The sequence below is a fragment of the Rhizobium sp. 01N447_2 genome (assembly GCF_056399245.1).
This window is the reverse complement of sequence record NZ_JBFTQY010000033.1, coordinates 12,083-33,812: the sequence shown is the minus strand read 5'-3', so window position 1 is coordinate 33,812 and position 21,730 is coordinate 12,083. Positions and strand designations below refer to the sequence as shown.

Below are 21,730 nucleotides of genomic sequence, written 5' to 3'. Positions count from 1 at the left end.
CAATGACCTATGCCTGAATTGGAAGGAATAAACTCATGAACATGCGCGCGACAAACGCAGGCGGCGGGATGGGATCGCTGCTGGCCGATTTCCATCCGGATTTCGACTTCTCCGCGCCCTTGCCGCTTCCTGTCGAAGAGTTCGAGGATCGCCTTCGCAGAATTCGCCGCCAGGCGGTCGAGGCCGGTCATGACGCGCTGATCGTTCACGCCGGCAGCGTCGGCTGGTTCCACGCTTCGAACGCCTATCTTCGCTATATTTGCGACTGGATGCGCGAAGGCGTGCTGATCATTCCGACCGATGCCGACAAGGCGATGGTGCTTCTCTCCTTCTTCACCCAATCCGTCCTGCTGCCGCCGGGCGGCGAGCCTGTGCTCGTCGACGAAATCTGGCAGATCGGCCCGATCGGCCGCGAATATGCCGACCGTCCCGGCGATTCCGTTATCAAGACCGCCGAGAAATGCGCCGAGGTTCTCGCCAGTCTCGGTCTTGCCAAGGCCCAGATCGGCAGGATCGGCGACCGTACGTCGCTGACCTTCTGGTCAGCGCTCGACGAGTTGATGCCGAAGAGCAAGTTCGTGGCTGACAACGCCATTCTCGACCGCATGCAGAAGGTCCGCTCACTGCCCGAGATCGAGATGTTCCGCGCCGCCGCCCAGCTGATCAGCATCGGCACGCAGGCCGCCTATCATGTGGCGAAGTCAGGCGTCACCGACCATGAAATGCTTGCCGCCTTCACCTATGCGCAGATGGCGCTCGGCGGCGAAACCGGCGACGGCTACCAGATCGGCATCAATGAATTCGGCACCCATTGCGGCAAGCCCTATGGCCACATCGTCAGGCCCGGCGACCTCATCAACCTCTATATCTCCAACGTCACCTATCGCGGCTATACCGCCCAGACCGCCCGCATGATCGCGATCGGCGACATCACCAGCCATCAGGAGGAGGTGCTTGCCGCCTGCACCGAGGGCGTCAAGCGGGCCGAAAAGCTGATTAGGCCCGGCGCCTTGATGCGCGACGTCAACAATGCCGCCTTCGAACCGATGATCGAGCGCGGCATGCTCACCTCGCCGGAGGCGCGCACCATGCCCTATAACTGGTCGCCGATGGAAGACGGTGGGGCACGCCTGATCCCCCATCAGTATGTGAAGGACATCGATTGGGAGGCGCAGGGCCGCAAGCTCATGCACGTCTATCCGGCAACGCACGGACCGCACAATCCGAACCTCGGCCATTCGGTCGGCATGGCTGGTGGCCAGAACAGCTTCAACATCTCCTCGCATAACTACGACAGGATGGAGGAGGGCATGGTCTTCGTGCTRCACACGCAATGGCTGGAACCGCTGTCGGCCGGCTGCAATATCGGCGACATGTATGTCGTGACCAAGGACGGTTTTGAGAACCTCAGCCGCCATACCCCGCTTGAAACCCACCGCGTCGCTGCCGAGGCCTGACATGACCCATCATAAACAACACACCCATTTCGATTTCGCCAAGCTGACCGAGCGCGAGCGTTACAAGATCCTCATCGGCACGGTCATTCCCCGCCCGATCGCGCTGGTGACGACGGTGAGCAAGGAAGGCCTGCCGAATGCCGGCCCGTTCAGCTTCTTCAACGTCCTCACCCACGACCCGGCGATCGTCGCCATCGGCGTCGAGAATTATGCCGACATGCGCTTCAAGGATACCGCCCGCAACATCCGCGAAACAGGCGAGTTTACGGTCCATATCTGCGATGACGCCCTCGTCGACCAGATGGAGGTCTGCGCCATCAAGTTCGGCCCTGAGGTCGACGAACTCTCCGAAGCCGGACTGGCAACGGCGCCGGGACAGATGGTCAGAAGCCCGCGCATCCTGGCCGCGCCCGCAGCACTCGAATGCCGCCGCCACACGACCTTGCAGGTCGGCCCGGCGCGCGAAATCATCCTCGGCGAAGTCCTCGGCGTCTATGTCAGAAGCGATGCGGTCAATCCGACAAACCTGCATATCGACCAGCAATTGATGGACGCCGTCGGACGGATGGGCGGCCATACCTACACAAGGACGCGCGACCAGTTTGACATCAAGACGCAGACCAAGGAGGAGTGGGGTTCGCGAAAGAGCGTTTCAGAGCCGGTCAGCGCATAGCCAGGCTTGGGCTCCGGCCCATCGCGTGCCGTTGGGTGATCAGGTCCAATATGTCGAGGGTGAGGTGAATGACCGGCTGGAACTGACCGCCCTGCTCGTCCGCGTCCGGAAGGGATCGTTGCCTGATTGGCGAACGGTTTCGTGATGTGATAGCAAGACACGGGAATTGCACGCTCTCGGCGCGGCATGCCCATGTTGGGTGGAAGGGTCTGCTGCTGTGATCCGCACAAAGGTCGACACACTGTGGTTTAAGCGGTGCTGCGCGTTTCACCTGCAGTTCTTTCCCGATCGCGAGGCACAGTCAAAGCTCTGCAGCTTGCAGGGCAGCATCGAGCGAGACAGCACAGCGCCGCTCTTACGCGTCCCGTCTACAAGCCTGCACATGACCGTCGTCACTTTGGTCAGCGCAACGACCCAACTCAATATTCCGAACGACGAGGTCTGGAGGCTGAATGGGGGAAGATGGAAGGAGATCGCGGATAGACTGGTCGAAGAGACCCCGCCTTTTGAGCTCCATTTTCATGAGGTGGCTGCTTCGGAAGCCGCTATCTTCGTAAAGGCTGAGGAGCCGCCGGAATTGCGCAGGCTTCGTTCGGCCATTTCAAATGCCATCTGCTTCGAACAGTGGCGTCCAACCCCGCCTCGAATAGCGCACATAACACTGTTCAGATTTTCTGCAGAAGACAGGCTACCCGCAGTCAACGTCGACGCAGGCTTATTGCCCACGGCAGTGAAGGTTGGATCCCTTAAATTGCTGGAAGAGCGCGTTTATCCAAGCGTCGAGATCAATATACTCAGCGAGCCACTCCTCCGGGGCAAAAGCACCTAATGGCAATTCTGGTTGGTCGAGCGGCTCTGCTTTGCCCCTAATTCAAAAACCGATAAAGCCAGTCGCGCGTCTCCTCCGGCAACGGAGCCGGCGATTCGTCTTCGGGGGCGTGGGCCTGCCAGATGATTTCCACCTCGGCGGCGCGCTCCTCGCCGGTATCGATCGAAATGAGGAAGCCGATGGAGCGCACGCCGATCTTGTCGATGGTGGCGGTGAAGGTTGCCGGCTCGTCGTAGTGCAGCGGACGGTGGAGAAAGCAGGAAACCTTGCTGGGGCTATAGAGGGGTTCGTCATCGACATCGGGCCGTGAGGACCAGAAGCTCGCAAGCACGGACTCGGCATAGGAAATATAGGATGCCAGAAACATCCGGCCGGTCATATCGACATCGCGAAACGGCACGCGTATTTCCGCCACATCAGGACGTTTCGACTGACTCATCAACAGATCTGCCTTACAGAGTTCCCATCGCAACACTACTTCATAATTGCTTATACCGGAACCTGCTTAAGGATAAAATTACGCAATAGTTCAAAGTGTTACAGTGTCCTCCACGCGCCTGAAAAGATGCGGCGCCGCTGCAATGGACCTGCTCGATGGAAACGGCGCAAATGAGACAGCGTGATAGGCGAACGGTCCGCAGGCGCGGCAAGAGCGCTTGTTGAAATCGTCAGGCGATGCCCCATCTGCTGTGGCACATGACATAAGCGACCGATAGAGTGTCTTCATGAGCACCCGTCTTTATGAACACCCGATCTTCCTGGAACATGTAACGCCCGCCGGCCATCCGGAGCGATCGGACAGGATCCGCGCCATCAATGTCGCGCTGGAACATCCGAATTTCGAGCGGTTGGAGCGCCGGCAGGCGCCGCAGGCGAATGAGGATGCGGTGCTGCTGGCCCATCCCGAAGAACATCTCATCGCCGTCATGCGGGAGATCCCCGAGGAAGAGGGCGAGATCAACCAGATCGAAGCCGACACCTATGCCAGCAGCAAGAGCCTGCAGGCGGCGCTGACCGGCATTGGCGGGGCGATGGCGGCGGTGGACGACGTCTTTACCGGCCGGGCCGACAATGTCTTCGTCGCTGCCCGCCCGCCGGGGCACCATGCCGAGAAGATGACGGCGATGGGCTTCTGCTTCTTCAACAATGCGGCGATCGCCGCCCGCCATGCGCAGAAGACGCATGGCGCCGAGCGCATCGCCATCGTCGATTGGGATGTGCACCACGGCAACGGCACGCAGGATATCTTCTGGGACGATGCCTCGGTGCTGTTCTGCTCGACGCATCAGATGCCGCTCTATCCCGGCACCGGCGCCAAGGATGAGAAGGGCACACACAACACCATCGTCAATGCGCCGCTGTCGCCGAATGTCGGCAGCGACCACTTCCGCGAGGCGTTCAAATCGCGCGTGCTGCCGGCCCTTGACGATTTCCGGCCGGATCTCATCATCATCTCCGCCGGCTTCGACGCGCATCACCGCGATCCCTTAGCGCAGATCAATCTGACCGGCGAGGATTTCGACTGGGCGACCGGGCGGGTGCTCGAACTCGCGGACCGGCACGCGAAGAACCGGGTCGTCAGCCTGCTCGAAGGCGGTTATGATCTCGAGGGACTCGCCGAATCGGCGGGCATGCATGTTCTGAGAATGATGAAGGGTTGAGAATGACTGACAGCGCCAAGCCTGAGGTATCAGGCCTTTCCTTCGAAAAGGCGGTCGCCGAACTCGAAAGTATCGTCGCCCGGCTGGAACGCGGCGATGTGGCGCTGGATGAATCGATCGAGATCTATGAGCGCGGCGAAGCGCTGAAGAAACATTGCGAGACCCTGCTTTCGGCCGCCGAAAACCGCATCGAGAAGATCCGGCTCGACCGCGCCGGCAAGCCGCAGGGCGTTGAGCCGCTCGACGGCGCCTGAGACGGCAAACTCCCTTTTGAAGATGCTTGGCTATCGGCTTCGGACCGATCTATGATCCCCATCCAAAACGATGAGGGGACAAGGAAATGACGGACAGGTTGAAGGGCAAGGTCGCCATTATCTCGGGCGGCGCGACCGGCATGGGCGGTGCCGCTTCGAAGCTTTTTGCGGCGGAGGGCGCGCGTGTTGCGATCATCGACCGCAATGGCGATGCAGCCGCCGAGACCGTCCAGGCGATTCGTGATGCCGGCGGCGAGGCCGATTGCTGGACGGCTGACGTTTCGGACGAAGCCGCCGTCAATGCCGCCGTCGCCGGGGTGGAGGCGCGCTACGGCGCAGTGACCGTGCTCTTCAATCACGCCGGCACGATCGTCATCAAACCTTTCCTGGAAACAACCGTCGAGGAATGGGACTGGCTGCACGCCGTCAACGTGCGCTCGATGTTTCTGATGACCAAGGCCGTGCTGCCGAAGATGATTGCAAGCGGCGGCGGGTCGATCGTCTGCACCTCGTCGATCTCGGCGGTCGCCGCCACGCCGATGGAAGTGCTTTACGACACGACCAAAGGGGCCGTGCATATGTTTGCCCGCGCCATCGCGGTGGAATTCCGCGACCGCAACATCCGCTGCAACGCCGTCTGCCCCGGCTTCATCCGCACGCCGCACGGCCTGCGCGAGGTGGCCGACCTGCAGGCCCTCGGCGTCGACGTTTCGGATGCCGCCATTGCCGCCCAGCAGGGGCGGATCGGCGAGCCCGAAGACGTGGCGCGGGCCGCGCTTTATCTTGCCAGCGACGAGTCGAGCTTCGTCAATGGCGCCCATCTCTTCGTCGACAACGGGTTTACCGCGATCTGAACCAATCGCGCATTCAAGTGTTGGAGCGTCTTAGCACGTCCGATTGGACGCGCGGCGCGCTTTCAAGTGTTGGAGCGTCCTTAGCGCGTCCGATTGGACGCGCGGCGCTCCAGGCGCTATCTGTGAGTGATGACGCGCGGCACTGTAGCGATCGGAGATCCCCATGTCCTTCTTTCCCGGTAAAGACCCCCTGCCCGGCGATGCCTTCGCCTGCGACGCGATCGAGAGCCTGATCATCCCGCGCACCAGCGATATCGGCGGTTTTCAGGTGCGCCGCGCGCTGCCCAGCCGGCAGCGGCGGCTGGTCGGGCCATTCATCTTCTTCGACCGGATGGGGCCGGCGATCCTCAAGCCGGACGAGGCGCTCGACGTCAAGCCGCATCCGCATATCGGGCTGTCGACGGTCACCTATCTGTTCGACGGCGAGATCCGCCATCGCGACAGCCTCGGCACCGAAAAAGTCATCCGTCCCGGCGATATCAACCTGATGACGGCCGGCCGCGGCATCGTGCATTCCGAGCGCACGCCCGACAATCTGCGCGGCCATCCGCTGCTGATGTCGGGGCTGCAGACCTGGCTGGCTCTGCCCGACGACAAGGAGGAGATCGATCCCGCCTTCGCCCATACGGAAAAGTCCGCCATGCCGCTGATCGAGACGAGCGGTGTGCGCGGGCGCGTGGTCATCGGCTCGTTCGAAGGCATGACGTCGCCGGTCGGTGTTTTCTCCGACACGCTCTATGTCGATCTCGACCTGCAGGCGGGCGCCAAATTTCCCTTCGGCGCGGGCCACGAAGAGCGCGCCGTCTATGTGCTGTCGGGCGAGGTCGTCATATCAGGTGATCGTTTTGCCGCCGACCAGCTGCTGGTCTTCCGGCCGGGCGATGCGATCACGCTGGAAGCCGGCCGTGACGGCTGCCATCTGATGCTCTTCGGCGGTGCGGCGCTCAATTCGAAACGTTATATCTGGTGGAATTTCGTCTCCTCCTCGAAGGAGCGGATCGAACAGGCCAAGGAGGAATGGCGCAGCGGCCGCTTCGATATCGTTCCCGGTGACGAAGAGGAATTCGTGCCTTTGCCGGAAGGCTGAACCCACCCGAATCCGGACCCTGATCGAAGAAATAGAGGGTGATATCCGCTGAAAACCGCTCACGCTTTTCGGCACCATGCTTTAATAGTGGGAGCATGATGTTATCCGAAAACCGCTCACACTTTTCGGCATCATGCTCTAAGGTGAAAACCTTCGGTTCCTGAAATGCACTTGTTTTGCCGCAATCTAATCGAATAAAGCGGAACAAGGAAAAGCAAGAAAGAGCGCCCGCCCGTGACACAACTGCCGAAGACCCCCCTGCTCGACCAGGTCATCTATCCCGCCGACCTGCGCAAGCTCGAGGATCGCGACCTACCGCAGCTTGCCCGCGAAGTCCGGGACGAAATGATTGATGCGGTGTCGCGCACCGGCGGCCATCTTGGCGCCGGTCTCGGCGTCGTCGAATTGACGATCGCCATCCACAGCGTCTTCGACACGCCTGATGATCGACTGATCTTCGATGTCGGCCATCAATGTTATCCGCACAAGATTCTCACCGGCCGGCGTGACCGCATCCGGACGCTGCGCCAGGAAGACGGGCTGTCCGGCTTCRCCCGCCGGGCGGAGAGCGAATATGATCCCTTCGGAGCGGCGCATTCCTCGACCTCGATCTCGGCCGGCCTCGGCATGGCGATTGCCGCCGACCTCGACAAATCAGACCGCCGCGTCATCGCCGTCATCGGCGACGGGGCAATGTCGGCCGGCATGGCCTATGAGGCGCTGAACAATGCCGGCGCCCTCGATGCCCGCCTCATCGTCATCCTCAACGACAACGACATGTCGATCGCSCCGCCGRYGGGCGCCATGAGCGCCTATCTCGCGCGCCTTGCCTCGGGACGCACCTATATGGGCTTCCGTGATCTCGGCAAGAAGCTGACGGCCTACCTCGGCAAGAACATCGACCGGGCGATCACCCGCGCCGTTGAGCATGCGCGCGGCTATGTCACCGGCGGCACGATGTTCGAGGAGATGGGCTTCTATCATATCGGCCCGATCGACGGGCATTCCTTCGACCACCTGCTGCCGGTGTTGCGCAACGTGCGCGACAATGGGCGCGGACCGGTGCTGATCCATGTCGTCACCCAGAAGGGCAAGGGCTATCCGCCGGCGGARGCCGCGGCCGACAAATATCACGGCGTCAACAAGTTCGACGTCATCACCGGTGCCCAGGCAAGGGTCAAGCCGAATGCGCCGAGCTATACCAGCGTCTTTGCCGAAGCGCTGGTGCAGGAAGCCGCCCTCGACGACAAGATCGTCGGCATCACCGCCGCCATGCCGAACGGCACCGGCCTCGACAAGCTCGCCGAGGCCTATCCGTCGCGCTGCTTCGACGTCGGTATTGCCGAACAGCATGCCGTCACCTTCGCCGCCGGCCTGGCGGCGGAAGGCTACAAGCCGTTCGCAGCGCTCTATTCCACCTTCCTGCAGCGCGCCTACGACCAGGTCGTGCATGACGTGGCGATCCAGGGACTGCCGGTGCGTTTTCCGATCGACCGTGCCGGCTTCGTCGGCGCCGACGGGCCGACGCATGCCGGCTCCTTCGACACCACCTTCCTCACCACCCTGCCCGGCTTCGTGGTGATGGCGGCGGCCGACGAGGCCGAACTCAAGCACATGGTGCGCACGGCTGTGGCCTATGATGGCGGGCCGATCTCGTTCCGCTATCCGCGCGGCGAAGGCGTCGGCGTCGACATGCCGGCACGTGGCGAAATCCTGCAGATCGGCAAGGGCCGCATCGTCAAGGAAGGCACCAAGGTGGCGCTGCTCTCCTTCGGCACCCGGCTTGCCGACTGTCTGCTTGCCGCCGAGGATCTCGATGCCGCGGGGCTTTCGACGACGGTCGCCGATGCGCGTTTCGCCAAGCCGCTCGATCACGACCTGATCCGCCAGCTTGCCCGCCACCACGAGATGGTGATCACCGTCGAGGAAGGCTCGATCGGCGGCTTCGGCAGCCACGTGATGCATTTCCTCGCCACCGAAGGCCTGCTCGACAACGGCCTGAAGCTGCGCTCGCTTGTGATGCCCGACATCTGGATGGAGCAGGCCAAGCCCGAAGCGATGAACGCCCACGCCGGCCTCGACCGCGCCGGCATCGTCTCGACGGTGTTCAAGGCGCTGGGGCGCGGTGTTGCGGTTGGGGTTGGGGTTGCTGGGTAGGTGAATTTTTGAGGGGTGCCGTGTAGCCCCCTCATCCGCCCTACGGGCACCTTCTCCCCGAGGGGAGAAGAGGGAATCGAGACGTCGCCGCAAATCTCTTCTCCCCTCGGGGAGAAGGTGCCGGCAGGCGGATGAGGGGGCCGCCCGGCAGGTCCTCTCAACAAAAAAGGCGGCGCATCACTGCACCGCCCTTTTCATTTAACGTCCCTGTGAAGGGCCCCCTCAGAACTCCGTCCATTCCTCCTGAACGGTAGCCGCAGCGCTCGCCTGTCTTCCGCTGAAGGCCTTGGCGACGGTGCGGGTCAAAGCGTGGGCCGGAGAGGCGACCGGGCGGGCGTTGGTGCCGGCAACGGCTGCGCGCGGCGCCGGGGCCACCTGGCCGAGCTTGAACTGGCGCAGCAACTCGTCGAGGGCGCTGGCTTCCTGGGCGAGCGCATGGCTGGCCGCGGTCTGCTCCTCGACCATGGCGGCGTTCTGCTGCGTGCCCTGGTCCATATTGTTGACGGCGGTGTTGATCTCCTGCAGGCCGATCGACTGTTCGCGCGTGGCGGTGACGATGGCGCTGACGTGGTGGTTGATCTCCTGCACCTCAGAGACGATGACCTCCAGCGCCTTGCCGGTCTCGCCGACGAGGCCGACGCCGGCAACGACTTGTTCGCCCGAGGTGGTGATCAGCGCCTTGATCTCCTTGGCGGCCTTGGCCGAGCGCTGGGCGAGCTCGCGCACTTCCTGGGCGACGACCGCAAAGCCCTTGCCGGCTTCGCCGGCGCGGGCGGCTTCAACGCCGGCGTTCAAGGCCAAAAGGTTGGTCTGGAAGGCGATGTCGTCGATGACGCCGATGATGTTGGAGATTTCGCCCGAGGACTTCTCGATCTGCTGCATGGCGGAGACGGCCTTACGGACGACTTCGCCTGATTTTTCAGCGCCGAGGCGGGCGCGCTCGACGAGATTGCCGACATCTTCGGCGCGTTTGGCGCTGTCGCGGACGGTCGTCGTCACTTCCTCGAGCGCTGCGGCCGTCTGTTCGACGGCGGCAGCCTGCTGCTCGGTGCGGTGGGCAAGATCGTCGGCGGCCGAGCGGATTTCGCCGGCGCCGGCATTGATCGCCGAGGCGTTGCGGCCGACCGATTGCAGTGCCGCCTGCAGCTTTTCGACGGCATGGTTGAAGTCATTGCGCAGGCTGTCATATTGCGAGGCGAACGGCGTCTGGATACGACCGGCCATATCGCCATTGGCAAGTTCGGCAAGGCCGCCCGCCAAAGCGTCGATGGCATAGCGGATCTCGCCTTCCTCGCGCGCCTTCTGCTCATCACCTGCCCGGCGCTGGCGCTCGGCGTCGTCGCGCATGCGGTCGGTCTCGCCGGCAAGGCGCAGCTTCTCGATCGCCGCCTGCTTGAAGACCAGAACCGACTGGGCCATGCGGCCGATTTCGTCGCCGCGCTCGACAGCCGGAACCTCGATGTCGTTCTGACCGCCGGCGAGGCGATCCATGGCCGCAGTCATGCCAACGACCGGGCGGACGATGATGCGCGACATCAGCCAGGCGAGCATGGCGGCGGCCAGCGAGGCGAGGATGCCGCCGGCAAGCAGCGTCATCTTCAGATCGCTGTTGGCATCGGCGCGGATGGCGGCGAGTGCGTCCGATTTTTCACGCGCGGTGGCCTTGATCTTGGCCGAGGCCTGGCGGAAACCGTCGAGCTGGCCCTTGGTGGCGTTGACGCCGATCTTGACGACCTCTTCGATCGGCATGTCGGTTTCCTTGCGCGCCTTGGTCTGCGGCTCGGCGAGTTCATGGAAATAGAGATCGGCGGCCTTCTGCATGCCGTCGATCATCTCGACCAGCTGCGGCTCGCCGGCCGCCGTCTGCTTGGCGGCGGCAATCGCCTTCAGCATGCGCTCGCGATTGGCGAAGACGTCGCCATAGGTGCTGTCGGTGCGGAAGAGGATGAAGCCACGCAGGTTGACGGCCTGTTCGAGCATCGCCTGCAGCGCATCGTCGATCTGGTTGACGAGCAGCTCGGACTTTTCCTGCTCGGCAGAAGCGGCCGCGGACGCCGTCGCCTTGKAATAAACGAAAGCGGAAACGGCGACGAAAATGAGAATGAGGGCTGCGAACGTGGCCGCAAGTTTACCGTTCAAGGATATGTTTTTGGCGGACATCGGTGGTTTCTCCTGACGACAGTCGACGCGGCGAGAGGCAGGTCGCGCGAGACGCGCAACCGCAGGGACGTTTGAACCTGAGAACATGATCGGAAACGCTTGCGCCTTCATGGCGCCGGGCAGTCCAGACGAACCGCTGCAATCAAGCCGAACCTATATGGGCAGGCTTTAAATTTGTTTAAATTTGTGCAGCGCAACAGCGGCCGACCCGGCGGATTATTGTGCCGTTTCCGGAGGATTGAGGATCAGGATGTCGAAATCTTTTGTCGGATCGAAATCCTCTGATGTCATCCGGAAGGTCGTCGGACCGATCTTCCGAACGTTGCTGCCGCAGAAGCTGATGAGGCTTCCGGGCTTGCCCTTGTCGATCGTCAGCTGGAAGCGCTTGATCGGTCCCGCCCAGTTGGCGCCGGTCGACAGCACATAGGAGATCCAGCTTTCGGTATAGTTGGCGCCTCCCGCCTCGGCTTCCCGAGCACGCTGCTGGGCAACCTTGACGAAATCTCCGTCGAGGCAGTATTTGCGCGAATAGTCCTCGAAACGCTCGCCCTTCGGCTCGCCACCGTCGAGAAAGCTGATGGCAACGGTGCCGCCGACGGCCGGCTTGTAGCGATGCTCGACGCTGACTTTCTTCTTCGCCGGGAAGGTGGTGCGCCACCAATAGGTCGAGCGCAGCGTCCAGAGCGGCACGAGATCCACCTTGGCGGTGCCGTCGGCGTCGCCCTCGGCCATGGGATAGACGAGGCCGCGGGCGATCCAGTCCTTGCGGACGGTTTCGGAAAGCTTGGCGAGCGCCTCGGTCGTCTTCTGGCTATAGGGCAGGACGGGAATGCCCAGCTTGGCGAACTCGTCGGTCACATCGATGCCGAGCGAGACGACGCGCTGCTGCAGCTTGGCGGTGATAGGCCTGCCATCCTGCACGGTGGAGAAATGCAGGAAATTATCGCTGTCATAATCGGAGATGGCGGAATTGTTGTCGACCTGGCCAGTGATGTCGGGCATCGGAAAGGCGACCAGGCTCTCGACATCCTTGTCGGAGCTATTCTCGAACACATAGTCGACGCGCACTTCCGAAGCGGAGATGAAGAGATCCTCTTCCGCCATGCTGACATCGTCGGATTGGGCAAAGATCAGCCCGCCGGTCTTGATCTCGGCCATAGTGTCGTTCGCGAGCGCGGGCGATGCGATCGCTACCGCGACAATCAGAGTGAAGAGCTTCAGCATGGAACACCCCCGTGTCTGCGGTCCGCCCCGCGATCGCCGCGGCAGGATTATCGCCGAAAGCTTTTGAGGGTCAATGACGGTCTTGGGAACAAAATGCTTGCAACCGGCGGCTTTGCCGGTCATGCACAGCCGATGTCAGATCAAAACACCCAACGCCTCGACCAACTTCTCGTCTCTCTCGGCCTGTTTGCCAGCCGTTCACGCGCCCGCGACGCCGTGCAGCGCGGCACTGTCAGGATCGGCGGCCAGGTGGTCACGAAGGCCGGCGCGCTATTTGGCGCAGACGCGGCAATCGAGATCGACGATCCGGCGCAGGACTATGTCTCGCGCGCCGCACTGAAGCTTGCCGCCGCACTCGACCATTTCCGGCTCGATCCCGCCGGCCATCACTGTCTCGATGTCGGTGCCTCCACCGGCGGCTTCACCGAGGTGCTGCTGCAGCGCGGCGCTGCGCATGTCACCGCGGTCGATGTCGGCCATGGGCAGATGCACCCGCGCATATCAGGCGATCCGCGGGTGACCAACAGGGAAGGCCTCAACGCCCGCAACCTGACGGCAGAGGATATCGGCCATCCCGCCACCTTCATCGTTTCCGACGTCTCCTTCATCACGCTGAGGCTGGCGCTTGCGCCGGCTCTCGAGATCGCCGGACCGGGCGCTGTCGCCGTGCTGCTGGTCAAGCCGCAGTTCGAGGCCGGGCGCGAGGCGATCGGCAAGGGCGGGATGCTGAAGGACCCCTCGTCTGCTCCCGCCGTCGCCGCGGAACTGGAGCGCTGGTTCATCGAGGACATGGGCTGGAAAAGCCTCGGCCTCATTCCCTCCCCGATTTCCGGCGGTGACGGCAATCAGGAATTCCTTCTGGCAGGATTGAAACCGTGAGCACCGAAACCGTCACGATCGAGAAGCTCGGCGCCCAGGGCGACGGCATCGCCAGCAGCGCCGGCGGGCCTGTCTATGTGCCCTTTTCCCTGCCCGGCGAAACGGTGGCGATCGCCCGCGTCAAGAGCCAGGGCACGATCATGTCGATCACGACACCCTCGCCCGACCGGCAGGAGCCGCCCTGCCGGCATTTCGGCCCGGATGGCGTCAACGGCACCTGCGGCGGCTGCACGCTGCAGCATATGGCGGATGCGCCCTACGGCGCCTTCAAGCGCCAGCTGGTGATCGATGCGCTGAAATCGAAGGGGCTGACACCCGAGGTCGGCGAGATCGTTCCGGCCCGGCCGGGCGAGCGCCGGCGTGTCGTCTTTGCGGCGCGCAAGACCGAGAAGGACATGCTGATCGGCTTCAACCAGGCCGAAAGCCACCATATCGTCGCCATCGAGGAATGTCCGATCTCGTCGGCAGGGATCATCGCCCGACTGCCGGCGATCAGGGCGATTGCTGCATCGCTCGCGACCAGCGCCGAACCCTTCCGCGTCGCGGTGCTCGAAACGCTTTCCGGCCTGGACATATCAGTCGACGAGGTGAAGAAACTCTCCGACCCGCAGCGGCGCAAGGCAATCGAGACCGCGCTTAGCCTGCGCGGCATCGCCCGTGTTTCGCTGAACGGCGAAATCCTCGTCGAGCCGTCGAAGCCGATGGTCGAATTCGGCGGCGTCCAGGTTTCGCCGCCGCCGGGCGGTTTCACCCAGGCGACCAAGCCGGCGGAAGAGGCGATGGCAGAGCTGGTCACGGCTCATGCCGGCAAGGCGAAGCGGATCGCGGATCTCTTTGCCGGCGCCGGCACGTTTTCGCTGCGGCTGGCGCGGATCGGCCGCGTGCACGCCGTCGAAGCCGAGGCAAAGGCGCTCGCCGCACTCGACCATGCCGCCCGCAACACGCAAGGGCTGAAGCCGGTCACCGTCGAAAAGCGCGATCTCTTTCGCCGTCCCCTGATGACGCAGGAGTTCAAGCCCTATGACGTTGTCGTCTTCGATCCGCCGCGCGCCGGTGCCGAGTTCCAGTGCCAGGAGCTTGCCCGCTCAGGCGTGAAGAAGATCGTGGCCGTCAGCTGCAATCCGCTGACGCTGGCGCGGGATCTCRCGATCCTCGTCGAGGGCGGCTACCGGATCACCGGGGTGACGCCAATCGACCAGTTCCTCTGGACCTCGCATGTCGAGGTGGTGGCGACGCTGGAGAAATAGGCGTGCCTGTCGGAAAGACCAAAAGACGCAACCCCTACTATAACGGCCCAGTGTCCGATCACTTCGACGGCACGCTTTTCTTCAATCCCGAAGGTATTGAGCCCCTTGGTTTCCGCGATCTGCTGCGGTGGCAATTCGGCGGTGGCCGTGAGCGTTGGCCGCAGTCGGTCCCAAGTCCATACGCGGCGGCCAAGCCGGATCCATGCGTAGACGGCGAGGATCTAAGAGTGACCATGGTTGGTCATGCAACAATGCTCGTGCAGGTCGCTGGGCTCAATATCCTGACCGACCCGGTGTGGTCAGAGCGCGCGAGTCCCTTCGCTTTTGCTGGACCCAAGCGCGTCGTCCAACCGGGCATCGCGTTCGATGATCTGCCGCCAATTGATCTCGTGCTGGTATCGCACAATCATTATGATCATCTCGATATCGCAACGCTCAGGCGGTTGGGTGCGAAGCATCGGCCGCGTGTCGTGACGCCACTCGGCAATGACACGATCATTCGCCGTGCCGTGCCCGATATACAGACGACATCGATGGACTGGGGCGAGCGCATTTCGCACGCCGGAATAAGCATTGATGCGGAGCCTGCACACCATTGGTCCGCTCGCGGAACCGCCGATCGCCGGATGGCACTCTGGGCGTCGTTCGTTTTATCGACTCCAGCCGGAAAAATTTATCACGTCGGAGATACGGGCTTTCACCACGGCATCAATTACAAAGCGGCACAGCAGAAGCATGGCGGCTTTCGCCTGGCCATTTTACCCTTCGGCGCATATGAGCCGCGCTGGTTCATGAAAGGGCAGCACCAGAATCCGCAGGAGGCGGTGATCGGGATGAAGTTGGCAAATGCGACCTATGTCGCCGGGCACCATTTCGCCACGTTCCAACTGACAAATGAAGCGGTCGACGCGCCGGCAAGAGCGTTGCAAGACGCCATGAGCGAGCATGATATTCCCCCGGAACGGTTCCGGCCGCTCAGGGCCGGCGAGGTATTCAACGTGCCGGCGGCCTGATCGGTATCCGTTTGCTCCCGGTGTTGGTCGCCCTGCTGACCGAGATCGCCGCGAAGCGGCGCTCAGCGGCGCATGAAGGCTTCGAAGGCCGCCCGGGCCTCGGCGCTTTTCAGCCGCGCGGAGAAATAGCGGGCCTCCTCGTCGATGCGGGCGATGATCTCGCCACGATCGCCACGAATGAGATCGCGGGCGATGCGCAGCGCCTCCGGCGGCTTGGCCGCGAGCTTTGCCGCCAGGCCAAGCGTCAGTGAATCGACCTCGCCTGGCTCGACGACCTTCCAGACCAGACCGGCTTCCCTCGCCTCCTCGGCCGAAAATGCTTCGCCGGCGGCCAGCATGGCGAAGGCGCGCTGATGCCCCATCAGGCGCGGCGCGACGAGGCTGGAACCTGCCTCCGGCACCAGCGCCAGATCGACGAAGGGTGTGCGGAACTGGCTGCGGCTAGAGGCGATGGTCAGGTCGCAATGGAGATGGATCGTCGCGCCGATGCCGATCGCAAGGCCGTCGACGCCGGAGACGACGGGTTTTTCGGCCTTCACCAGCGCATAGAGGAAATCAAGGATCTCCTGCTCCAGGCCGCGGCCGCCCATCGCGGCAGCAAGAAAATCGTTCATGTCGTTGCCGGCCGAGAAGCAGCCTTCGGTGCCGAGGAAAGCGGTGGCGCGAATGCCGGGATCGGCATTGGCCGCATTCAGCGCATCGGCCATGATGCGGTACATGGGGCGGGTGATCGCATTCTTCTTTTCCGGCCGATTGAAGCGGATCAGCTGGACACCAGGATGGGCGGAAGGCTGCTCGACGACGATGTGATCGGTCATAAGGTCTCCTCAGGCAAGCAGGATGCGGGCGGCAGCAAGGCTTGCCGCGCCATTGACGACCCGGTCGCGCAGGGCTGCGGTCTCGGCAAGCAGGTTTTCGGCGGCGAAGCGGCAGAGCGCGATACGGTTTTCGGCCGCGCCATCGGCGCTCTCGGCGAGACCGCCCTTGGCAAGATAACAGCCGGTGAGCACGAGGCCGAACAGGCGCTGATAGGGCGTCGCACCCGAGAGCGCCTCGGCGGTCCTGTTCTCGGCAAGCACCTTGATGAGCCAGCCGGTCGCCTGCTCAAGGTCGGCGATCGCAGCGTCGAGCCTCACAGCGGTCTCGCCGAAACCATTATGATTGGAGCGGCGGACGCCGTCGGCGATCTCTCTGAGCTCGGCGATGAAGCCCTTCACCTGCTCGCCGCCGGAGAGCGGCAGCTTGCGGGTGACGAGGTCGATCGCCTGAATACCGTTGGTGCCCTCATAGATCGGGGCGATGCGGGCATCGCGGAGATAACGCGCCGCACCCGTCTCCTCGATGAAGCCCATGCCGCCATGCACCTGGATGCCGAGCGAGGCGACGTCGACACCGGCATCGGTCGAAAAGGATTTGGCAATTGGCGTCAAAAGGGCGGCGCGCTCCTGCCAGTGGCGGCTGATGTCACCTGCCCGGTGCGACATGTCGATCGCATGGGCGCAGGCATAGGAGATGGCGCGTGCCCCTTGGGTCAGCGCCTTCATGGTGAGGAGCATGCGGGCGACATCGGGATGTTCGACGATCGGGCTCATGCCGGCGCCGCTTGCGCCCGGCGCCCTGCCCTGGGTGCGTTCCCTGGCATAGGCGAGCGCCTTCTGGGTGGCGGCCTCCGCGATCGCCACGCCCTGCATGCCGACGGCAAGTCGGGCATTGTTCATCATCGTGAACATGCAGGCCAGTCCCTTGTTCTCCTCGCCGACCAGCCAGCCCACAGCGCCCTTTTCACCGCCGAATTTTCCGTCGCCGTAGATCATCGTGCAGGTCGGCGAGCCATGGATGCCGAGCTTGTGCTCCAGCGAATGGCAGAAGAGATCATTGCGGGGCCCAAGCGAACCGTCGTCGTTCACCAGGAATTTCGGCACCAGGAAGAGCGAGATGCCGCGGGTGCCGGCCGGCGCATCCGGCAGGCGGGCCAGCACCAGATGAATGATATTGTCGGCCGCGTCATGCTCGCCCCAAGTGATGAAGATCTTCTGGCCGAAAAGGCGGTAGCTGCCGTCATCGCGGCGCTCGGCGCGGGCCTTCAGCACGCCGAGATCCGAGCCGGCATGCGGCTCGGTCAGGTTCATGGTGCCGGTCCATTCGCCGGAGACCATCTTTTCCAGATATGTGTCTTTCAGCGCAGCACTGCCATGGGTGCTGACCGCTTCGATGGCCCCCATCGTCAGCGTCGGAGCGAGCGCGAAGGCCATGGAACCGGAATTCCACATTTCGAGTGCTGCGACATTCAGCATATGCGGCAAGGCCTGGCCGCCGAAGGCCTCCGGCGCCGTCAGGCCGTTCCAGCCGCCGGCGATCCAATGGCGATAGAGATCGCGCCAACCATCCGGCAGCCTGACCTCGCCATCGATCAGACGGGCGCCCTGGCGGTCGCCGATTTCGGCGAAAGGCGCCACTTCCTCTGTGGCAAAACGTCCCGCTTCGGCGAGGATCGCATCGACCAGATCTTCGCCGAGATCGCCGAGCAGCCCGTTTGAAATCGCCTCGCCCATGCCCGCTACGTGCTTCAACGTGAACGCGATTTCCTCGACCGGCGCCTTGTACATGGTTTCTCCTCCGCAGACCGGCCTGCACTTGGGCAAGCCCCTCCGAKGCAAGGGCTAATTGATTTTTACGTAAACGTCAATTTCGATTTCCTCAGCCGCCATGCGATAAATCGCCTGACATGGCGCTTTGCTCTTGCACCTTTGGACAAATGGACGTCATGAACAATCTCTAAGGGAAGACATCGCCTTCGCAAAGGACCGGCGAACAATGGACACATTGCCCGTCAACATACCCGGTTTCGTCTGGGCCTATCGCTTTTCGCCCGAAGAAAAGACCGCGGTGCGACTGAACAATAGTGCGACGGTGGCGGAACTGACCGCCGACAACTGTTTCTACTGGCTGCATCTCAACGTTGTCGACGCCCGCGTGCCGGCCTTGCTCGATACGCTGGACGGGTTGACGGAGGACGCGAAATCGGCGCTGACGACGCGCGACACGCATGCGGCCATCACCGTCGACGAGCAGATGCTCTATGGCACGCTCGTCGATTGCCAGCGCGATTTCGCCCAGGATACCAACAATCTCGGCTGGCTGCATTTCGCCATGTCCGACCGCTTCATCATCACCACAAGGCTGCAGCCGCTGCGCAGCGTCGAACGGGCGCGGGCGCTGATCGAGAAAAACCCGGGCAAATTTTCCCGGCCGGTCGACCTCTTCGAACTGCTGGTGATCGAGTTCCAACGCACGCTGATCGCGATCGTCATCGAACTCACGGAAGAGCTGAACCAGATCGAGGATATCGTCTACGACAGTGCGCAGCGCGACGAGCGCCGGCGTCTGGCGCCGGTGCGGCGCACCGTGGTCAGGCTGCATCGGCACCTGCGCACCGTGCTGGCGCTGATGCGCCGGGCGGCGGCGGCCGACGACGACGAGATGCCCTTCGGCTTCGACGATGTAGCGCGGCGGCTGACGAGCCGGCTGGAAACGGTCGACCACGACATCTATGCGCTGCAGGACCGGGCACGCCTGCTGCACGAAGAAATCGATTCGAAACAATCCTCCGAAACCAACCGCCACCTCTATCTGCTGTCGATCATGACGGCCTTCCTGCTGCCGCCGACGCTGGTGACGGGCTTCTTCGGCATGAACACGGCAAACCTGCCCTTCGCCGTCGGCGACTACGGCACGGAATACGCCGTCGCCCTCATCGTCGCCTCCATCGCCTTTGCCTGGTGGCTGCTGAGGCGCGTGGATATTCTTTGAGGGTGAAGGTTCGACGTGACTGTCGGGGTAGGCTTAGGTTCGCGGACCTACGCCTCGATCCGATGGGGAGCAACCCGCACCGGCCCTCATCCGCCTGCCGGCACCACTGGGGTCGAGCCACGGGTCTCGACCCGTCCTTCGGACCCCCGCAGGCGGGGAGAAGGGACATGCCGCACCGTTTTCCTCAACCTCGACGCTGCACATTTGGCACGTCCCCTCTCCCCGTTTTTACGGGGAGAGGGTTAGGGTGAGGGGCAGTGTGGGGGACGTATTGCCCGTCCCAGGCTCAATACGGCGAATAGCACTGCTGGCGTGGGCCGTTATAGGGCTGGAAGGTGTTGTCGTAGGCGCGATAGGACCGGTAGCGGTTTGCGCACCAGGCGACGTGGCTCGAACCCATGCTGGGGGCCGGCGCAACGTAACGCGGCTGCGCGACAATGGCGCCGCCGATGACTGCACCGGCGCCGAAGGCGGCGAGCGGATACCAGTAGCCATTATAATGCCGATAGCCCGGGCGGTAATAGGAATATCCGCGATAGCCGCCGTAATAGCCGGGCCGGTAGTAGGCGCCGGGACGATAGCCAGGCCGGTAATAGGCGCCCGGACGGTAACCGGGGCGATAATAGCGGCGGTACTGGACGTTCTCGACAGCGGAGGATTTTTCCACCTGCGGGGCGGTGGGCATCTGGATTGCCTGCGACGGCGCAAAGCCCGTGAGGACCACCGCAGCAGCCAGAACTGCGGTTGCAATCTTGTTTCTCAGCCCGATCATTGCTTCTCTCCCATTCAACAGCGATCACCGCCTGCCCTGCAACGCCTTCGCGCCTGAATGGTTCCGAAAGCGGCCGAAGCCGGCTGCTTTTTCCCTTTTATATCAACTGAACTGAACCGGACATTAACCGGTGCGGCAGAGCGCTAGAGCATGATGCCGAAAAGTGTGGGCGGTTTTCGGACGACATCATGCTCTGCTTCTTTGATTTAGATCCGGATTCATCCGGATCTAGGCAACGACGGAGAACTTCGCCTGGTYGCCCTGCAGACGGTTCACCATGAAGTTCGAATACCATTCGAGGAACTGCATGACGCCGCCTTCATGCAAGGAGGAATAGGGCCCAGGCTCATAAGCGGGCGAGTGAATGCCGAAGGCGTTTTCCTCGACGATGCGGCGATCCTGATCGTTGGTTTCGGTCCAGACGTGGGTCAGTTCCTCGAGATCGTAATCCACGCCTTCGACGGCATCCTTGTGGACGAGCCACTTGGTCGTCACCGCCGTCTCGTTGGCGCTGAGCGGCAGCACCCGGAAGGAGATGGCGTGGTCACCGAGCAGATGGTTCCACGTCGTCGGGTAGTGGAAGAGCAGCATGGTGCCGATATGGCCGATCGAGATATCGTCGGAGAGCGGACGCTTGACGGCGCGCTTGCCCGACATGGTGTAGCTTTCGGCATCCTCGATCAGCGGCATGCGGGCGGTGCGGAATTGACCGTCCGGCGAAATCTGGAACTTGCTCGGCAGGCCGGCGGCCTCGCAGCGCGCCCAATGGCCGGCGATCTCGGGATCGTCGGCGCCGCCATCCGTGCCGGTCACGCTCGGCGCTTCGGGATAGGTGCGGCAGAGTTCGGGGTGATTGGCGGCGCAGTGATAGCACTCGCGGTTGTTTTCCCAGACAAGCTTCCAGTTGCCCTTCTCGATGATCGTGCTTTGGAAGGCGACCTTGCTCTCGCTGATCCTGTGCGGCGCGACATAGGGTTCGATCTTGTCGCGCACCGTCTGGAAATCCGGGGCGGTGTTGGCAAGGCAGATGAAGACAAAGCCTGCGACGGTTTCGCAGTGGACAGGCTTCAGGTTGAAACCTGATTTGTCGAAATCATCGCCCATGTGGCGGGCGAAAGCGAGCTTGCCTTCGAGATCATAGGTCCACTGATGGTAGGGGCAGACGAGACGCACGGAGGAGCCGTGCTCCTTGGTGCAGACGCGCGAGCCGCGATGGCGACAGCTATTGTGGAAGGCGCGGATGACATTGTCGCGGCCGCGGACGATGACGACGGGATAGCTGCCGATCTGAACGGTGAAATAGGCGCCCGGCTTCGGCAGTTCACAATCATGGCCGATGAACAGCCAGTCGCGATAATAGATCATCTCCATGTCGAGCTGGAAATAATCCTCGTCAATGTAGAACGGCTGTTCGAGGCTGAAGCCCTCACGGCGGCTCTTGAGCTGACGCAAAACGTTGCTGCGAATATCCATCTTCATGTCCTCGTGCACCCGGCTACCGCCTTCTGGCAAGAAGGCCGGCGGAAGCGCGCCCGCTTCCTTCTCCTTCGGGAGAATTGTTCATGGCGTCATTTAATCACCGAGCACGGCTGCCGCTTGGTTGTAATGCGACATCGGCTTCGAAATTGACGACAGGATGCGGCAAGGCTTGAA

Annotated in this window: 19 protein-coding genes; 12 read left to right on the top strand and 7 right to left on the bottom strand. The window is 62.7% G+C overall.

What is annotated here, in order from left to right:
* Positions 1-35 precede the first annotated feature (35 nt).
* The 3 genes from AC1ECN_RS21645 to AC1ECN_RS21635 all read left to right on the top strand — a co-directional run bounded on the left by AC1ECN_RS21645 (position 36) and on the right by AC1ECN_RS21635 (position 2,959).
* On the top strand, positions 36-1,457 hold the full coding sequence (locus tag AC1ECN_RS21645) for a M24 family metallopeptidase (protein ID WP_018068380.1): 1,422 nt from the start codon (positions 36-38) through the stop codon (positions 1,455-1,457).
* A 1-nt stretch (position 1,458) separates the two neighbouring features.
* Positions 1,459-2,130 (top strand): flavin reductase family protein, encoded by a 672-nt coding sequence (locus AC1ECN_RS21640; protein ID WP_018068381.1) that lies wholly within the window; start codon positions 1,459-1,461, stop codon positions 2,128-2,130.
* A gap of 217 nt (positions 2,131-2,347) precedes the next feature.
* A complete protein-coding gene (locus tag AC1ECN_RS21635) occupies positions 2,348-2,959 on the top strand; it encodes a 2'-5' RNA ligase family protein (protein ID WP_130666640.1) in 612 nt (203 codons plus the stop codon).
* Positions 2,960-2,996: 37 nt separating this feature from the next.
* Here AC1ECN_RS21635 and AC1ECN_RS21630 read toward each other — a convergent pair whose 3' ends face one another.
* Complete coding sequence (locus AC1ECN_RS21630) at positions 2,997-3,398, bottom strand: acyl-CoA thioesterase (protein ID WP_130672058.1); 402 nt, start codon at positions 3,396-3,398, stop codon at positions 2,997-2,999.
* Positions 3,399-3,684: 286 nt separating this feature from the next.
* Here AC1ECN_RS21630 and AC1ECN_RS21625 point away from each other — a divergent pair, with 286 nt between their 5' ends.
* The 5 genes from AC1ECN_RS21625 (at position 3,685) to dxs (ending at position 8,972) form a co-directional block, all read left to right on the top strand.
* On the top strand, positions 3,685-4,620 hold the full coding sequence (locus tag AC1ECN_RS21625) for a histone deacetylase family protein (RefSeq protein WP_130672057.1): 936 nt from the start codon (positions 3,685-3,687) through the stop codon (positions 4,618-4,620).
* A gap of 2 nt (positions 4,621-4,622) precedes the next feature.
* On the top strand, positions 4,623-4,874 hold the full coding sequence (locus AC1ECN_RS21620) for an exodeoxyribonuclease VII small subunit (RefSeq protein WP_003545921.1): 252 nt from the start codon (positions 4,623-4,625) through the stop codon (positions 4,872-4,874).
* 86 nt (positions 4,875-4,960) lie between these two features.
* Entirely contained in the window at positions 4,961-5,728 is a 768-nt protein-coding gene (locus tag AC1ECN_RS21615; protein WP_130654768.1) for an SDR family NAD(P)-dependent oxidoreductase, read from the top strand.
* A 163-nt stretch (positions 5,729-5,891) separates the two neighbouring features.
* Complete coding sequence (locus AC1ECN_RS21610; RefSeq protein WP_130666639.1) at positions 5,892-6,815, top strand: pirin family protein; 924 nt, start codon at positions 5,892-5,894, stop codon at positions 6,813-6,815.
* 234 nt (positions 6,816-7,049) lie between these two features.
* Entirely contained in the window at positions 7,050-8,972 is a 1,923-nt protein-coding gene (gene dxs, locus AC1ECN_RS21605; protein WP_477954060.1) for a 1-deoxy-D-xylulose-5-phosphate synthase, read from the top strand.
* 222 nt (positions 8,973-9,194) lie between these two features.
* Here the strand turns inward: dxs and AC1ECN_RS21600 are convergent, their stop codons facing one another.
* On the bottom strand, positions 9,195-11,132 hold the full coding sequence (locus tag AC1ECN_RS21600) for a methyl-accepting chemotaxis protein (RefSeq protein ID WP_477954058.1): 1,938 nt from the start codon (positions 11,130-11,132) through the stop codon (positions 9,195-9,197).
* Between the two features lie 216 nt (positions 11,133-11,348).
* Positions 11,349-12,356 (bottom strand): DUF4424 domain-containing protein, encoded by a 1,008-nt coding sequence (locus tag AC1ECN_RS21595; protein WP_130672054.1) that lies wholly within the window; start codon positions 12,354-12,356, stop codon positions 11,349-11,351.
* 93 nt (positions 12,357-12,449) lie between these two features.
* On the opposite strand from AC1ECN_RS21595, the gene AC1ECN_RS21590 reads away from it, so the two are divergent.
* From AC1ECN_RS21590 to AC1ECN_RS21580, 3 genes are read left to right on the top strand one after another with little or no spacing between them, the layout of a single operon-like run.
* Positions 12,450-13,235: a TlyA family RNA methyltransferase gene (locus AC1ECN_RS21590; protein WP_197727379.1), complete on the top strand. Its 786-nt coding sequence runs from the start codon at positions 12,450-12,452 to the stop codon at positions 13,233-13,235.
* Positions 13,232-14,482: a class I SAM-dependent RNA methyltransferase gene (locus tag AC1ECN_RS21585; protein ID WP_477954056.1), complete on the top strand. Its 1,251-nt coding sequence runs from the start codon at positions 13,232-13,234 to the stop codon at positions 14,480-14,482. Before AC1ECN_RS21590 ends, AC1ECN_RS21585 begins: the two co-directional genes overlap by 4 nt.
* Before the next feature lie 2 nt (positions 14,483-14,484).
* Complete coding sequence (locus AC1ECN_RS21580) at positions 14,485-15,495, top strand: MBL fold metallo-hydrolase (protein ID WP_130672052.1); 1,011 nt, start codon at positions 14,485-14,487, stop codon at positions 15,493-15,495.
* Positions 15,496-15,557: 62 nt separating this feature from the next.
* Here the strand turns inward: AC1ECN_RS21580 and AC1ECN_RS21575 are convergent, their stop codons facing one another.
* Positions 15,558-16,313: a crotonase/enoyl-CoA hydratase family protein gene (locus AC1ECN_RS21575; protein WP_130654761.1), complete on the bottom strand. Its 756-nt coding sequence runs from the start codon at positions 16,311-16,313 to the stop codon at positions 15,558-15,560.
* Between the two features lie 9 nt (positions 16,314-16,322).
* A complete protein-coding gene (locus AC1ECN_RS21570; RefSeq protein ID WP_130672051.1) occupies positions 16,323-18,101 on the bottom strand; it encodes an acyl-CoA dehydrogenase family protein in 1,779 nt (592 codons plus the stop codon).
* A 208-nt stretch (positions 18,102-18,309) separates the two neighbouring features.
* On the opposite strand from AC1ECN_RS21570, the gene AC1ECN_RS21565 reads away from it, so the two are divergent.
* Complete coding sequence (locus tag AC1ECN_RS21565) at positions 18,310-19,305, top strand: transporter (RefSeq protein ID WP_130672050.1); 996 nt, start codon at positions 18,310-18,312, stop codon at positions 19,303-19,305.
* A gap of 286 nt (positions 19,306-19,591) precedes the next feature.
* Here the strand turns inward: AC1ECN_RS21565 and AC1ECN_RS21560 are convergent, their stop codons facing one another.
* A complete protein-coding gene (locus tag AC1ECN_RS21560) occupies positions 19,592-20,077 on the bottom strand; it encodes a BA14K family protein (RefSeq protein ID WP_130654758.1) in 486 nt (161 codons plus the stop codon).
* A 228-nt stretch (positions 20,078-20,305) separates the two neighbouring features.
* Positions 20,306-21,550: an aromatic ring-hydroxylating oxygenase subunit alpha gene (locus AC1ECN_RS21555; protein ID WP_477954054.1), complete on the bottom strand. Its 1,245-nt coding sequence runs from the start codon at positions 21,548-21,550 to the stop codon at positions 20,306-20,308.
* Between the last annotated feature and the right edge of the window lie 180 nt (positions 21,551-21,730).